Source organism: Tessaracoccus pujii (assembly GCF_055326215.1).
Genome location: NZ_JBUZNP010000007.1, coordinates 105,546 through 121,514, shown reverse-complemented (window position 1 = coordinate 121,514; position 15,969 = coordinate 105,546). Strand labels below are relative to the sequence as shown.

The 15,969-nt window shown below is 70.6% G+C and carries 7 protein-coding genes; 2 read left to right on the top strand and 5 right to left on the bottom strand.

All coding sequences use genetic code 11. The annotated features are described in order from the left end of the window. Positions 1–34 precede the first annotated feature (34 nt). Both ACZK5N_RS11240 and murJ read left to right on the top strand, forming a co-directional pair. Positions 35–1,915 (top strand): DUF6049 family protein, encoded by a 1,881-nt coding sequence (locus tag ACZK5N_RS11240; protein WP_463624983.1) that lies wholly within the window; start codon positions 35–37, stop codon positions 1,913–1,915. Further along, positions 1,912–5,652 (top strand): murein biosynthesis integral membrane protein MurJ, encoded by a 3,741-nt coding sequence (gene murJ / locus ACZK5N_RS11235; RefSeq protein WP_463624955.1) that lies wholly within the window; start codon positions 1,912–1,914, stop codon positions 5,650–5,652. Before ACZK5N_RS11240 ends, murJ begins: the two co-directional genes overlap by 4 nt. Here the strand turns inward: murJ and ACZK5N_RS11230 are convergent. From ACZK5N_RS11230 to ACZK5N_RS11210, 5 genes are all read right to left on the bottom strand, one after another. Beyond that, positions 5,639–7,813 (bottom strand): ATP-dependent DNA ligase, encoded by a 2,175-nt coding sequence (locus ACZK5N_RS11230; RefSeq protein ID WP_459018543.1) that lies wholly within the window; start codon positions 7,811–7,813, stop codon positions 5,639–5,641. The two genes, murJ and ACZK5N_RS11230, sit on opposite strands and share 14 nt — an antisense overlap. Positions 7,814–7,959: 146 nt before the next feature. Next, positions 7,960–9,480: a glycerol kinase GlpK gene (glpK, locus tag ACZK5N_RS11225; RefSeq protein ID WP_459018542.1), complete on the bottom strand. Its 1,521-nt coding sequence runs from the start codon at positions 9,478–9,480 to the stop codon at positions 7,960–7,962. Positions 9,481–9,503: 23 nt separating this feature from the next. Next, a complete protein-coding gene (locus tag ACZK5N_RS11220) occupies positions 9,504–10,277 on the bottom strand; it encodes an MIP/aquaporin family protein (protein ID WP_459018541.1) in 774 nt (257 codons plus the stop codon). 475 nt (positions 10,278–10,752) lie between these two features. Continuing rightward, positions 10,753–13,242 (bottom strand): YhgE/Pip domain-containing protein, encoded by a 2,490-nt coding sequence (locus tag ACZK5N_RS11215; RefSeq protein ID WP_459018540.1) that lies wholly within the window; start codon positions 13,240–13,242, stop codon positions 10,753–10,755. Then, positions 13,239–15,896 carry an MMPL family transporter gene (locus tag ACZK5N_RS11210; protein ID WP_459018539.1) on the bottom strand — a complete coding sequence of 886 codons (2,658 nt, stop codon included), beginning with the start codon at positions 15,894–15,896 and terminating at the stop codon, positions 13,239–13,241. Before ACZK5N_RS11210 ends, ACZK5N_RS11215 begins: the two co-directional genes overlap by 4 nt. Between the last annotated feature and the right edge of the window lie 73 nt (positions 15,897–15,969).

Below are 15,969 nucleotides of genomic sequence, written 5' to 3'. Positions count from 1 at the left end.
GCGCGCGGCCTCCGGCAACTACCATGGGACGGTGATGGTCGGTCGGTTCGCGCGCGCGCTGCTGGTGGGAGCGCTGCTCGCACTGGCGATGGCGCTGCCCCCGCGCCCGGCGGAAGCAGCCTCGGGATACCTCGATGTGCAGCTCACCAGCGTCTCGACGCCCACCCTCGATCTGGCTGACGACGCTCAGGTGGTCGAGGTCACGGGGACCCTGACCAACGTCTCCACCGTCCCCATCCGCTACGTCAACGTCCACTTCTGGCGGCTCAGCACGCCCATCACCTCCCCCGGTCAGCTCGCGCAGGTGACCGCGGACGTGCCCATCGGCGCGCGCCTCTACGACGAGGAACTGGGCAACCTGGACATCCTCACCCGCGAGGACGAGTTCGCCCCCGGGCAGCGGGCCGATTTCACCGTCAGGACCACGGTCGGGCAGCTCACCGCCGGCCAGTACGCCCTCACCACCGACGACGCGGGCTACCTGCTTGGCGTCCAGGTGCGCGGCGTCCCCGCGGACGGCGGCAACCAGGTGGTGGGCGAGGACCAGGTGGTCGTCGCGGCCACGACGCGCCCAGTCGAGTCCAGCGCCCTCGTCCTGCTCACCGCCCCGCCCACCTGGCTGCCGGAGGGTGACTTCGTCGACGGCGCCCTGTCCTCAGACCTGTCGGGGCGCCTCGACACGCTGCTGTCCAGCGCCGAGCGCGACGGGGTGACGGCCGCCGTCGATCCGGCGTTGCTCGAGGCGGTGCAGCGGATGACGGAGGAACACGTCGTCGGCGGGGTGCCCACGCCGGGCAGCGGCGTCGCCCTCCGCTGGCTGGCGCGCCTCGACGCCCTGGCAGCGCAGGACCGCGTCTGGCGCCTCCCCTACGGGAACCCGGACCTGGCCAGGGCAGACGCCACCGGCTCCCTGGACGCCGTCCTCGGCTGGTCTGGCGCGGCCACCCCGGAGGAGGTGCTGGAGCTCCCGAGTGTCGCGGTGATCGACGCCGCTGCCGGTGAGGCGCTCGCCGAGCGGCTCGGCAGCCTCGACACCGTCGTGCTCCTCGGCACCACCGGCAGCGAGACCGGCACCCCACGGCTCCTCGGGGCCGCGCCACCGTCGTCGCTGACCGCTCTGCCCCCGGGCGTGCGCACCGGCCGGCTCATCGCCGATGAACTGCTGGCCGAGCGTCCCCCCCTGTACGTGATCGCGACGGTCGAGGCAGCGGAAGCTGACGCCGCGCCCGGGACCGGGCGGAGGCACATAGCCCCGGCCGCAACGCCGCGCTCACCCATCGTGTGGCCGGATACGGTCGCGGTGGCCCCGTGGCCGGACCTGTCCGCCACGCTGGACGACGCGGCGGGCAACGCCGAGTTCCTCCGCCGGCTGCTCGGCGTCGAGGGGCCGGCGGACCTGGCTGCCCTGGGCGCCACGGCGTTCTCGAAGGACTTCCCTGTCGAGTCGGCCGCCGTGGCCTACGTCGAGTCCGCCTCCCCGGCCCGCGTGGACAGCTCCCTCATCACGATCAGGGCCGCCCAGTCGTTCGTCATGGGTTCCCGCACCAACACGTTCCCCGCGACCGTCAGCAACGGACTGGGCGTGCCCATCCAGGTGCTGGTGCGGTTCACGTCGGACTCGCCGCAGCGCATCCGGGTGCCGGAGGTGGGCCCCGTCACCGTGGGCCCCGGGGAGTCCGCCACGGTGGACATCTCCCCGGAAGCCACCGCCAACGGGGTCGCGATCGTGCGCGCGACCGTGACCACCCTGGACGGCGAACCGCTGGGGGCCGCGGTGCCGATCGAAATCACGGCCACCGACTTCGGGCGCGTCGGCTGGATCATCATCCTCGTATCGGGTGCAGTGGTGGTGGGCGGCACCGCCCTGCGCATCCGCGCCGTGCAACGCGAACGGGCGGCCAAAGGAGAACAGTGAGCCAAGTCAGTAGCACCAGGAAACTTGTGGGGGCCGGGGCCATCATGGCCTCCGGCACCATGATCTCGCGCGTGCTGGGCGTCATCCGGGTGATGCTCGTGGCGTTCATCCTCGGCAACGGCACGAGGCAGGCGGACATGCTGGGGCTGGCCACCATGGTGCCGAACTCGCTGTACATCCTTTTCGCCGGCGGGGCCCTCAACACGGTGCTCGTCCCGCAGATCGTGCGCGCCATCAAGAACGACGACGACGGCGGCGAGGCCTACACCAACCGGATCATGACCGCCTTCATGCTCATCGTGACGTCGGTCGCGGTGCTCATCACGATTGCCGCCCCCCTGGTCACGGCCATCTACACCTCCGACGACTGGCGCCAGGCGGACCTCGCCGCGCAGTACGGGTCCATGGTGGCCCTCACCTATCTCACCCTGCCGCAGATCTTCTTCTACGGCGCGTTCTTCCTGCTCGGGCAGGTGCTCAACGCCCGGGACAAGTTCGGCCCGATGATGTGGGCCCCGATCGCCAACAACGTGATCGCCATCGCCGTGATGGCCCTCTACTTCGTGGTGTGGGGCAATCAGGAGAACCACGGCGGCCCGTTCACCACGCCACAGATCCTGCTGCTCGGCCTGGGTTCCACGCTCGGCATCGCCGCCCAGACCCTGGTGATGCTGCCCTACATCCGACAGCTCGGGTTCAAGATCCGTCCCCGCTTCGATCTCAAGGGCACAGGGCTCGGGCACACCTTCTCGCTGACGAAGTGGACCATCGGGTTCGTCGCGGTCAATCAGCTGGGCCTGATGGTCGTCAACCGCCTCGCCACCTCCGCCACGGCCGGCGGCGAGGGCGCCGGCGTAGCCGTCTACGCCAACGCCCACCTGCTGTGGATCCTCCCGCACTCCCTCATCACCGTGTCGCTGGCCACCGCCATGCTGCCCAATGCCTCGCGGCTGGCCGCGCAGGGCGACCTCGACGCAGTGGCCGCCGAATTCACCACGACCATCCGGTTGGCGCTCGTGGCCATCGTGCCTGCCGCCGTCGCCTTCCTGGCCCTGGCCGGGCCGATGGCGGGCCTGCTCTTCGGCCACGGCACGGGCGCGGGCGACGCCATCTGGGTGGCATGGGCGCTCATGGCGTTCGCCCTCGGCCTCATCCCCTTCACCGTCCAGTTCGTGTGCCTGCGCACGTTCTACGCCCTCGAGAACACAAGGATCCCGTTCTTCCTGCAGAGCCTCATCGCCGCGCTCAACATCGGCGGCGCGATCGCCCTGGTCTGGTGGGTGAACTCCTCCGCGTGGGTGGCCGCGGCGCTGGCGCTGGCCTACTCCCTGGCATACACCGTCGGCGTGTTCGTGACCTGGCAGGCGCTACGCCGGCGGGTCCCGGGGATCGACGGCCGGGCGCTGGGCATGCACCTCGTGCGCCTGGTCCTGGGGGCGGCGGTGGGTGGGGCCGCGGCCTACTACCTCTCCGGGTGGCTGATGACGGCGGTACCGGGCAGGATCCTCGGGCACATCGTGGCCCTGCTGGTCGGCGGGCTGCTGATCCTCGCGGCCTTCCTGATCGTGGGGAAACTCCTGCACGTCAAGGAGCTCGGCAGCCTCTCCGGGCTGGTGGCCAGCCGTCTCGGCAGGCGTCGCCCCGCCGTCGAGGGCTCAGGCGGGACCGCCTCACAGGAAGGGGGCTCGCAGGCCGAGGACCTCACCGCCGTGGTCCCGGCAATTCGCGACGACATGATCGACTCGTTCGACACCGGCCCCGCCACCGTGGTGCGCAACCGCCCCGCCGTCACGGAGCACAGCTTCCATCGCCCCTCCGAGCCGGCGCCCGGTGACGGGAACCCGGCGGCAGACGAGCCGCCTCACTACGCCGACGAGGCCACCGGTCCCATGGGCGCGCTGTCGCCGCTCGCCCCCCCGACCGAGCCCGACGAGGAGACCACCGGACGGCTGCTGCACCCCCCGGTGGCGGATGAGCCCACCGGCCCCTTCGACCTTCCCGGACTGTTCCGGGGCGAGCAGGGCAGCAGGATCGCCGCCGTCGGCACCCTGCTCAGCACCCGCTACGAGCTCCTCGAACGGCTCGCCGACAGGCTGGGCACGGAGACCTGGCGGGCGCACGATCAGGTGCTCTCGCGCGACGTCGTCGTCCACGTCGTCGCGCCGGGCGACCCGCGGATCTCCGAGCTGATGGTGGCCGCCCGCAAGGGTGCCGTGGCCACCGACTCCCGCTTCCTGCGGGTGCTGGACGCCGACGAGGTGCTGGACCCCACCCAGGGCATCGGCGCCTACGTGGTGCGCGAGTACGCACCAGGCAGGTCGCTGACGGACATCCTGGCGGCCGGGCCTCTCAGCGCACTGGAGGCGGCGCACATCGTGCGCGACCTCGCGGACGCCCTCGTCGTGGTGCACGCCCAAGGGCTGTTCCACGAGCAGCTCAGCCCGGACACGGTCATCATCACCACCTCCGGAGCGGTGCGGCTCGCCGGCTTCGGGGTGGAGGCCGCGTTGGCCGGCCGCGACGACGACCGGCACGCCTGGTCCGCGCGGGAGCGCTCCGACGTCGTCGGCCTGGGCATGCTGCTGTACGCCGCGCTGGTGCGCCGGTGGCCCGGACGGGCCGCGTTCGGCATGCCCGCGGCCCCGGTCGTCGCGGGCGAGACGGCCCCGCCGCACCAGGTCCAGGCCGGGGTCTCCCCCGCGCTGGACCGGATCTGCACCGTCACGCTCACCCAGCGTGGGGCGATGAGCGAGCCACGGATCACCTCGGCGGCGCAGCTCACCGAGGCGCTGTCCGCCGTGCTGGGCAGCGCGGACGCGTCAGCCGACCTGGAGGAGCGCGTGCGCGCCATCGAGGGCGCGGACACGTTCAGCACGGGCACGCAGCACGAGCTGTACCGCCGCCCCGACGCGCCCACCCGGGTCGGGGCGTGGGCGCCGGTGCCCCACGCCGCCGTCGGAACGGACGATCCGGAGGCCTCCACCCTGGCCCGCACGGCAGGCCTGTCCCGCGGCGGAGACCTGCCGGGTGAGTCGGCCGACGCCACCGTCGGCCCCCGCCGCGGCGGTGCCGATGCCGCGCCATGGGCCGCCGCGACCACCGAGTCGGACAGGCCGCGCACGCGTCGCGCGCTCTGGGCCCTGCTGGCGCTGGTGGCGCTCATCACCGTCGCCTCGCTCATCGCGTTGTGGACGGCGGATCCGGACCAGGCGACCACGACGCCCTCGGGGTCGCGCTCCGGCTCGCCGACGGCAGGGTCGCAGTCGCCGTCGGAGACGGGGGCCGCGCCCACGATTGTCGCGGTGAGTGACTTCGACCCGGAGGTCGACGGCGGCAACGGCGAGGAGAACGGGGACCGCGCGGCCGGCGTGATCGACGGCGACGCCGCGACCACCTGGGTGACCATGCGCTACCTGCGTCGCGCGGACATGGGCGGCCAGAAGCCGGGCGTCGGCCTGATCCTTGACCTCGGCGCGCCCACGACCGTGACGAGCGCGACGGTGACGTTGGTGGGCGGGGATACCGCCCTGGAGCTGAGGGTTCCCTCCGGCGAGCAGCCGTCGGAACGGACGGAAGCGGACTGGGAGGTCGTAGGCGCGGACGCCGCGGCCACCGGTGAGGCGACGATCACCCTGAGCTCCCCCACCGAGACGCAGTACCTGATGGTCTACATCACCAACCTGCCGCCGGTGGAAGGTGGCTTCCGCGCCGAGATCGCGGAGATCACGGTCCGGTAGCGCCCAGCACCCTGGCCAGGTCGTAGCTGACCGGCTCGTCGAGCTGGTCGTACGTGCACGATGCCGGGTCGCGATCCTCGCGCCACCGGACGAACTGCGCCGTGTGCCGGAACCGCTCACCCTCCATGTGGTCGTAGCGCACCTCGACGACGCGCTCAGGCCGCAGCGGGGTGAAGGACAGGTCCTTCTTGGCATTCCAGCGCGAATGGGCGGCGGCCGTCGGGGTGCGCGGGAACGACTGATCGCGGTTGTCGGGCGTCGCCTCCTCCGGCTCCGCCCACGCCCACGGGTGGTCCTGGAACGTCGTGACCAGAGGTTGCAGCTCCAGGAACAGTTCCCGGCGGCGCTCCATGGGCAGGGCGCCGATGACGCCCACCGAGTTGAGCACCCCGTCGTCGGTGTAGAGCCCGAGCAGCAGTGAGCCGACGGCGTCGTCGGAGTCCTTGTACGTGCGGTATCCAGCCACGACGCAGTCCGCGGTCCGCTCATGCTTGTACTTGAACATCACCCGCTTGTCCTCGACGTAGGGCTCCCCGAGCGGCTTGGCCATCACGCCGTCGAGTCCAGCGCCCTCGAACTGCTCGAACCATTCCTCCGCGACGCTCGGGTCCTCCGTCGCCCGCGTCAGGAAGATGGGCGCGGTCGCGGCCGACAGCGCCTTCTCGAGCGCCGCCCGTCGCTCACGGAACGGCCGCTCGACGTAGTTGTCCTGGCCCAGCGCCAGCAGATCGAACGCGACGAAACTGGCGGGGGTGGCCAGGCTCAACTTCCTGATCCGCGACGCCGCGGGGTGGATCCGCTGTTGCAGCAGATCGAAGTTGAGCCGGTCACCGGAATCCGGATCGATCATGACGATCTCGCCGTCGATGACGGAGTGGTCCGGGAAGTTCTCGACGATGGCCTCCACCAACTCGGGGAAGTAGCGGGTCATCGGGCGGGTATTGCGCGAACCGATCTCCACCTGGTTCCCCGAGCGCCACACGATGGCACGGAACCCGTCCCACTTTGGCTCGTAGAGGAACTCTCCCTCTGGCAGCTTCTTCACCGGCTTGGCCAGCATGGGGCCGTAGGGCGGGGCGATCGCGGTGCCCCACTCTGCGTCACGCTCGGCCTTCGGCGCCAGGTACTCGTCGTCGTCCCGGTCCGCGCGACGCTTGCTCGGCGGCACGCGCGGCGGCTCATCCGGCATCTTCGGGTAGTCGGGCGGGAAGTTGAGCTCGCCCAGGCCCCGCTCGAGGTCCGCCTCCCACATCGCGAGCGCACCGGTGGCGTCACCCGGCTCCTCGTCGATGTCCGCCCACGCGCATCCCCTGCGCTCCAGCAGCGCCGGAAGGGTGCGGAGGGTGAACTCCCGCGGATCCGCGTCGGGAAGCTCCTCCCACGTGAGCGGTGTCGACACCGGCGCGCCGGGCAGCGGGCGGGGCGAGTAGGCGGCGGCGATGGTGCGGTCGCGGTTGGCCTGGTTGAAGTCGACGAAGACCCGCTCGCCGCGCTCCTCCTTCCACCACGACGTGGTGACCAGGTCCGGCATCCGGCGCTCCAGCTCGCGCGCGATCCCGATCACCCCGTGCCGCACGTCCTGGAACTCGTGCGTGGGTCGGATGCGTGCATAGACGTGCACGCCGCGGTTGCCGGAGGTTTTCGCGTAGGCCTTCAATCCGGCCTCGGCCATCACGTCGCGCAGCGCGACGGCGGCCGTGACGGCGTCACGGAACCCGCGCCCCGGTTGGGGGTCCAGGTCGATGCGCAGTTCGTCCGGGTTGTCGAGGTCCGCCGTGCGGACAGGCCACGGGTGGAACGTGATGGTGCCCATCTGGGCCGCCCACGCGAGCGCCGCCGGCTCGTCGAAGGTCAGCTGCTCGTGGCGTCGGCGCGACGGGTAGGTGCAGGTCACCCGGCGCAGGAACGACGGCGCGCCCTGCGGGGGTCGCTTGGAGAAGAATTCCTCGCCGTCGATGCCCTCGGGGAACCGCTGCAGGGTCATGGGTCGGTCCCCGTTGAGGTGGAGGAACTCGCCCGCGACGGCGATCAGGTACTCGGCGAGGCCGCGCTTCGTGACGGGCACGCCGTCGGCCATGCCCGCGCCGGGCCACAGCACCTTGTCCGGCGAGGTCAGCTTGATCTCGCGTCCGCCCACCGACAAGACCTCGTGCTCCGCCATGCGCCTAGGCTAACCCGCATTCGGCGGCGCGAACCCGACCCGCGCATCGCCGGCAGCAGCGAGATACCTGATGACGGTCAGGGCACGCGAAAGGGGGCGCCGGTCTCCCGGCGCCCCCCGTCGTGGCAACGTTCAGCCTCGGAGTGTCACTCCTTGACGTCCTCGTCGACCCAGTCGAAGGTCCGCGTGACGGCCTTCTTCCAGTTGCGGAACAGGCGCTCGCGCTCGGCCTCGTCGACCACAGGCGTCCAGCGCTTTGCCTCTGCCCAGTTGTCGATGACGTCCTGCTCGCCCTCCCAGTAGCCGGTGGCGATGCCGGCGGCGTACGCGGCACCCAGGGCCGTGGTCTCCGCGACGACGGGGCGAACCACGTCGACGCCGAGCTGATCGGCCTGGAACTGCATGAGGGTCTCGTTCATCGTCATGCCGCCGTCGACCTTGAGTTCGGCGAGCTTGACGCCCGAGTCCGCCTCCATGGCTTCCAGCACCTCACGCGTCTGGTAGGCCGTGGCCTCCAGTGCTGCGCGGGCGATGTGACCACGGTTGACGTAGCGGGTGAGGCCCACCAGGGCGCCACGCGCGCTGGACTTCCAGTACGGGGCGAAGAGGCCCGAGAACGCGGGCACGAAGTACGCGCCGCCGTTGTCCTCGACCGTGCTGGCCAGCTCCTCGACCTCAGGCGCGGAGGTGAACATCTGCAGGTTGTCGCGCAGCCACTGCACCAGCGAGCCGGTGACGGCGATCGAACCCTCGAGTGCGTAGATGGCGGGCTTGTCGCCGATCTTGTAGCACACCGTCGTCAGCAGGCCGTTCGTCGACGGGACGATGGCCTCGCCCGTATTGAGCAGCATGAAGTTGCCGGTGCCGTAGGTGTTCTTCGCCATGCCGGGCTCGAAGCAGGCCTGGCCGAAGGTGGCCGCCTGCTGGTCGCCCAGGATGCCCGCGATCGGGACGTCCGGAAGCAGACCCCCCGCTCGACCGACGCCGTAGACCTCGGCCGAGCTGCGGATCTCCGGCAGCATCGACATCGGGATGGTCATGTCCGCCGCGATGTCGGCGTCCCAGCTGAGGGTTTTGAGATCCATCAGCATGGTGCGCGAGGCGTTGGTCACGTCGGTGACGTGCACGCCGCCCTCAACGCCGCCGGTCATGTTCCACAGCACCCAGGTGTCCATGGTGCCCATGACGAGGTCGCCCGCTTCGGCGCGCTCGCGGGCGCCCTCGACGTTGTCGAGGATCCACTTCACCTTGGGGCCACAGAAGTAGGTGGCCAGAGGCAGGCCCACGCGGGCCTTGTACTTGTCCTGGCCCTCGTCGCCGCCCAGATCGTCGACGATCTTGGCGGTGCGGGTGTCCTGCCACACGATGGCGTTGTAGACCGGCTCACCGGTGTTCTTGTCCCACACGACGGTGGTCTCGCGCTGGTTTGTGATGCCGACGGCCGCGATCTGCTGGTGGTTCACCGACGCGCCGCTGAGCGCCTCGGCGACGACGGCGCGGACGTTGTCCCATACTTCGACGGGGTTGTGCTCGACCCATCCCGCACGCGGGAAGATCTGCTCGTGTTCCTTCTGACCCGAGGACACGATCTGTCCGCTGTGGTCGAAGATGATGGCTCGGGAGCTGGTGGTTCCCTGGTCGATTGCGAGTACGTACTTGTCAGCCATTGCTGTATTCGATTCCTTTCAGATCAGACTGCGGGAAGGAGAACGCCGGCGAGAAGGCCGGCCAGGACGCCACCGATGATGGGGCCGACGATCGGGACCCAGGAGTAGGCCCAGTCGGAGTTGCCCTTGCCCTTGATGGGGAGGATGGCGTGCACGATGCGGGGACCGAGGTCACGCGTCGGGTTGATGGCGTACCCGGTGGGGCCGCCGAGGCTCGCGCCGATGCCGACGATGAGGATGCCGACGCCGAGTGCGCCGAGCCAGCCCATGTTGACCGGGTCAGCGCCGCCCGCGCCGGTGAACTTGCCTGCGCCGAGGATCACGAACACGAGCACGAAGGTGGCGATGGCCTCAGTGACGACGTTCATCGCGTAGTTGCGGATGCCAGGACCTGTGGAGAACACGGCGAGCTTGAGGGCCGGATCCGGCTCTGCGTCGAAGTGATCCTTGTAGGCCAGCCAGCAGAGGACCGCACCGATCATGGCTCCGACGAGCTCACCGGCGAAGTACACGACGGTGGAAGCGGCGGTGATCGGCACACCCGCGGCGTAGGTCTCCGAACCGGAGGAGAGGACGCCGAGCGTGACGGCGGGGTTGAGGTGGCCGCCTGACTTGTACGAGACGAGGACGCCGGCGAAGACCGCGATACCCCAGCCCCAGTTGATGAATAGGAATCCTTGACCGTTGCCCTTGGTCTTGGTGAGGATCGCGTTAGCGACGACACCACCACCGAGTAGCAGCAGCATTGCTGATCCCACGACTTCCGAGAGGAAGACAACACCCAGAGAGGTTTCCATCCCTCACTCCGTTCCTGACAGCCTTGTCAGATTGGCGTCAACATCGACGCATGCTCATGACGGACCTGGTCGGCCGCCTCTGACAAGCCAACTCTCTGGTGCACGTCGTTGCAACAACCATGCACGTTCGTGCACGGGAGCGCGCTCACAGTGCACTTTGGGGAAGTCGACAGCTCGGTGGCCCCGCAATCCCCCCAGTCAGCGGCTGGTCGGGTATGGAATTGAGCCGGACACGGCTCTCCGTGCCCCCCGTCGAGCCTGAAACTGCTCTCGCGGGCTGAAATTGTGCATTCTAACGTTTCACGGCCCACGAGTGTCGGCTCTGGCTCAAGTTAACTCCGCGAGAGCCGTGTCCGGCTCAAGTTAACTCCGCGAGAGCCGTGTCCGGCTCAAGTGATTCCGCGAGAGCCGTGTCCGGCTCAACCCCCGTCGAGACCACACGCTCAGGGAGACCCCGCTCAGGGAGACCACCCGTTCAGGCGGCGCGACGGAACTGGTCCACCGTGAGCCGACGGCGGCTCGAGATGGCCAGGACGGACAACGCCAGCCCCACGGCCGCCATGAGCACCGCCATCGCCGCCAGGCCGATCTCCCCGCTGCCACCGGCCAGCCACGTCCGCACCAGCAGTAGACCGTTCTGCAACGGAGACACCGCCGCGACCGGCGACAGCCACGACGCCGCCGACGACAGCCCGAGGGCCACCGTCGCCACCAGCAGAAGCAGCGCGACGGCGCGGCCCGCGTTGCCCCACCATGCGGACAGGGCGTGGTTGGCGACCACGAAGGACGCTCCGAGCACCACCAGGAGGGCAGCCAGGGCCACGGTCTTCGCGAACCCGGCCTCCAGTACCACGCCTCCGACGACGCCGAGCACCAGCGCCTGCGCCGCGACCACCGCCAGCGGCAGCCACACCGTCCTGGCCCACAGCGCCAGGCTGGAGGCGCGGGACGTCACCACGTCGCGCGGGACCGGACGCGCCACGACGAAGCTCGCCATCGCCCCCAGCCACAGCGCCGCCACCAACAGCAGCGACACGAGCGGCACGCGCCCGGACTGCATCACGTCGTCGGGCTTGTCCACCGGGGCCGCGACCACCGAGGCCAGCGTCGCACGCTCATCCGCGGAGTAGGTGGGCACCTGGTCCGCGCCCTTGGCGAGCTCTGTCGCGAAGGTGGCCACACCGTCGTCGAGCAGCCCCGCGCCGTCCGAGAGCTGGGCGAGCCCGGTGGCGAGCATGCTCGTCCCGTCCGCGGCCGACGACACCCCCTCGGTGTACTGCGTCACGCCGTCGACGAAGGTGGCCGCGCCCGTCTCGAGCTGCCCGACGCCCCCGTCGAGCTGCGCGGTTCCTGAAGCGAGCTCAGCCGTGCCCGACGCCAGCCGGCGCGCCCCGCTCGAGAGCTGATCCACGCCGGCCGGCAGTGCGCCGAGCTGCTCGTCGAGCTGCTGGATGCCGTCGTTGAGCCGGGTGGCGCCCGACGAGATGGCGGGCGCGTTGTCGACGATGGGCTTGGCCTGCGTGGCCAGCTGGTCGGCGCCGTCGCGGATCTGAGTCAGGCCGCTCTTGAGCTCCGCGAGCTGGGCCTGGGTCTCCGCCGGCAGCTCCGTGACGAGCCGGTCGACGCCGTCGGCCAGTTGGTCCGCGCCGCCCGCGACCCCCTCGGCTCCCGTCAGGAGCGACATCCCGGTCGCGGGGTCGGGGGTGGTCAGCGCCGCGGAGGCCGTGCCCGTGCCGGCCCGGAAGCCCGCGGTCACGCCGGCCGACGCACCCGCCGCGAAGGTGTCGCGGAGCATGTCGCACGTGGTGGAGTCCGCCACCGGGCACTCGAAGGCCGCCGCGACCTGCCCACCGAGCGCCGCCACCTGGTCGGGCGCGGGGATCGCGCCCGTGCTGAAGCCCTGCATCGCCTCGTGGACCTGGCCGAGCCCGCCCGACACCCCGGCCGCGCCGACGGCGGTCTGCCGTGCGCCGCCCGCCAGCAGCTCCAGGTCCGAGAAGTCCTGTGGCTGGTCCAGGCCCACGATCACCTGATCCAGCCCGTCGCGCAGCTGCCCGACTCCACCGACCGCCTGGGCGGCGCCGTCGGCGAACGCGGGCAACCCACCGAGCAGCTGGTCCGCGCCGTCGGCCAGCCGGCCCACACCGTCGACGAGGCCGGGAGTCTGGGCGGCGAACCGGTCCACCCCGTCGGCGTACTGCTCCATGCCGTCCGCCAGCTGACCCGCCCCCTCGGACAGCTGGGAGCTACCCGAGCGCAGTTCGCCGATGCCGATCACGAGCTGGTCCCCGCCGTCGGCCAGCCTGGGGCCGTTCTCCGAGAGCAGGGCCATACCGTCGTCGAGCTGGTTGGCGCCCTGCGAGGACTGCAGTACCCCGTCGGCCAGTTGCGCGGACCCGTCGTTCAGCTGCTCGGCACCCTCGACGATGGTGGTGAACTGCTCGCCGACGGTGTTGAACCCCACGTAGATGCCGTCCAGGTATCCCTCGGTGAGGGTGGAGTTGACGGTGTCGGTGGCCAGGCGGGCGATCTCCTGGGCCACCTGCGCGTCCGTGACCGGTGCGTTGTCGCTGACCTGGACCTGCAGGGTGGCCTGCACCGCGGTCGCGGCCTCGTTCGCGGAGAACGAGGTGGCGGAGGCGGAGAAGCTGGACGGGATGGTCACCACGGCCGAGAACCTCCCCGAGCGCAGCCCCGCGGAGGCGCTGGGCGCGTCCGCCAGAGTCCAGGTGACGTTGTCGCCGTCGCGCTCGATCATGGCGGCCGCAAGCTGGCGTCCCATCGGGACGATCTGGCCGTTGACGGTGACCGCCTCGTCGAGGTTCACGACGGCGGCATCGATCTGCTCGTCGGCGCCGGGCCGGCCCAGTCCGATGAGCGAGGCCACGGCCAGCAGCGGAACCAGCGCCAGCGCGACGACGGCCGGCCAGGTGAGGCGACGTCCGGACAGAGTCTCGGGTGTCATGCCCTGCTCCCTTCGAGAGCGGTTGCCGGGGCGGCGTAGATGCCGTCCAGCATGAAGTGGGTGAGGTGCTCCTCGACGGCGGCGCACAGCACGACGGCGCCGTCGCCGCGGACGCGGTCGATCAGGCCGCCCAGGGCCTCCTCGGCGTCTGGAGAGGTGACGAGGTCCACCGAGTCGATGAACACCAGGCGCCCCGGCCTGACCTGCGCGAGCGCGCGGGCCGGGTGATCCACGTGGGCCAGGTCGAGATAGGTGACGCGACGGCGGGCGTTCCCCGCGGCCTGGGGCAGGAGGGCCCCGGCCACCCTGGCGCGGCCGGCGGTGGTCTCCAGGCGCCCGCTCAGCGCGAGCGCGGCACCCGTGCGCGCGCCGACCGGCCCGACCAGCCCCACCAAGTTTCCGGGGACCAGGCGAAGGTCCATGGGGCCCACCACGCCGTCGACGGCGAGGCCATCGGCGTACAGCAGCGAGCCGTCCCCGGGCCAGCCCTTGAGCGCCATCTCCGTGGACAGGACCTCACCCTCCACGTCGAACGTGGGGAGGATCCGGTCCATCCAGGCGGGCAGCCACCAGGCGCGCTCACCGAGCAGCGCCAGCACGGCCGGCACCAGGGTCATCCGGACCAGGAACGCGTCCACCGCGACACCGACGGCCAGCGCGAAGGCGATGGGCTTGATGGCGCTCATGCCCTGCGGCACGAAGAACGCGAACACGGCGATCATGATGACCGCGGCCGCCATGACGACGGGGCCCGAGGCGACGAAGCCGCCGCGGATGGCCTCCAGCGGGGTCTTGCCGTGCACGTACTCCTCGCGCATGCGGCTGACGAGGAACACCTCGTAGTCCATGGCGAGGCCGAACAGGATGCCCATGAGGAGGATCGGAAGGAAGGAGATGATCGGCATGCCGCGCTCGAGGTTGACCACCTCCTTGAGGAAGCCGTGATTGAACACCAGGGTCGTGGCGCCGAACGCGGCCGCGACGCTGAGCAGGTAGCCCACCGTCGCCTTGACGGGCACCCACACGGACCGGAAGACGGCGGCCAGCAGGATGAGGGACAGCCCCACCACGAGGATCCCGAACGGCAGCAGGGCGGCGGTGAGCTTCTCGCTGATGTCGATCTGGACGGCGGTGATGCCCGTCACGTTGGTGGTGACGCCGTACTCGGCCTCCCAGTCGTCCTGGCGGTCCTGGAGAGCGCGCACCAGGTCGGCGGTGGCCGGGTCGTCGGGGCCGGTGGTGGGGACGATCTGGATGAGGCCGGTGTCGGCGTTGGGGTTGGGCGTGGCGAGCGGGACGTCGGCCACGCCGTCGATGGTCTCGATGTCCGCCTTGAGGCTTGCCATGAGGCCCAACGGGTCCGTCGAGCCGATGATGTCCGCCGTGACGATGAGCGGGCCGTTGACGCCGGGACCGAAGTGCTGGCTGAGGAGGTCGTAGGCGATCCGCGCGGGCTGCTCCTGACGCTGCTGGCCGGCGTTGGGCAGCGACACCTGCAGCCCCAACGCGGGCAGCGCCAGCGCCATCAGGCTGCTCACCACGAGCACGATGGTGACCACCGGGTGCGAGGTGGTGAGGGTCACCCACCACGCGAACGCCCCGCCGCCCCTCTTCGGGGCTGCCGCCGTCCTGCTCGGCCTGGGGCGCATCCGCTCACCCATGAGGCCCATCAGGGCAGGCAGGAACGTCAGCGCGATGGCCACCGAGAACGCGACGGTGACCGCCGCGAAGATGCCCATGACGGTGAGGAAGGGGATGTTCGCCACACCGAGGCCCAGCAGCGCGATGAACACCGTGAGTCCGGCGAACACCACTGCCGACCCGGAGGTGCCGACGGCGCGGCCGGCAGACTCCTCGGGGTCCAGGCCGTCGCGCAACTGGTCACGGTGGCGGGAGAGGATGAACAGGGCGTAGTCGATGCCGACGGCCAGGCCGAGCATCACCGAGAGCAGGGGGGTCGTGGAGTTGATGTCGAAGATGCGGGTGAGCAGGAACATCAGCGCCATCGCGATGCCCACCCCCGTGATGGCGGTGAGCAGGGGGAGGCCTGCGGCGACGATGGAACCGAGGACCACCGTCAGCGCCACGAGCGCCACGGCGAGACCGATGGCCTCGATGACGCTGAGGTGCGGCAGTTCGATGTTGTACGCCTCGCCGCCCATGCTGACCTGCGTGCCCTCCGGCATCGCGGCTTCGAGCGAGTCGGCCACCTCGGTGATCGGTTCCAGCTGTTCCTCGGTCGGGGTCTGGCCGTCGAAGTTCAGGCTGAGCTGGATGATGGCGGCGCGCCCCGAGTCCGAGACCAGTCCGTCGACGAATTCGTTCCACGGCGAGGTGGCCGCCTCCACCATGGACAGCTCCCCGAACTCCGCGACGGCGTCCTCGATCTCCGCCCGCGAGTCGGTCACTTCGTGACCCTCCGGGGCGACGACCACCGCCAGGGCGGACAGCGCCGCACCTTGTGGGAACGTCATCCGCAGCTTGTCCAGGGCCTCCTGGGACTTCGAGGACGGGATCTCGAAGGCGTTGTTGAACGACCCCATGAAAACCCCCGCCGCGCCCCCGAGGATCAGCAGCGCGGCGAGCCACAGTCCTCCGACGGTGAGCCGACGCCGATAACACCAGCGGCCGACGGCGTACAGCACAGCAGACATGCGGGGGGCCCTATCCGTAGAGTGAGCGGAGCGCGTGAGGCTCCGATACAACTATGCATCGGTTCGCCTACAT

What these genes read in the sequence shown, in the direction of transcription:
- ACZK5N_RS11240 (WP_463624983.1), top strand. Translation starts at nt 35, where the DNA reads ATGGTCGGTCGGTTCGCGCGCGCGCTGCTGGTGGGAGCGCTGCTCGCA.
- ACZK5N_RS11230 (WP_459018543.1), bottom strand. Translation starts at nt 7,813, where the DNA reads ATGGCGGAGCACGAGGTCTTGTCGGTGGGCGGACGCGAGATCAAGCTG.
- glpK (WP_459018542.1), bottom strand. Translation starts at nt 9,480, where the DNA reads ATGGCTGACAAGTACGTACTCGCAATCGACCAGGGAACCACCAGCTCC.
- ACZK5N_RS11220 (WP_459018541.1), bottom strand. Translation starts at nt 10,277, where the DNA reads ATGGAAACCTCTCTGGGTGTTGTCTTCCTCTCGGAAGTCGTGGGATCA.
- ACZK5N_RS11215 (WP_459018540.1), bottom strand. Translation starts at nt 13,242, where the DNA reads ATGACACCCGAGACTCTGTCCGGACGTCGCCTCACCTGGCCGGCCGTC.
- ACZK5N_RS11210 (WP_459018539.1), bottom strand. Translation starts at nt 15,896, where the DNA reads ATGTCTGCTGTGCTGTACGCCGTCGGCCGCTGGTGTTATCGGCGTCGG.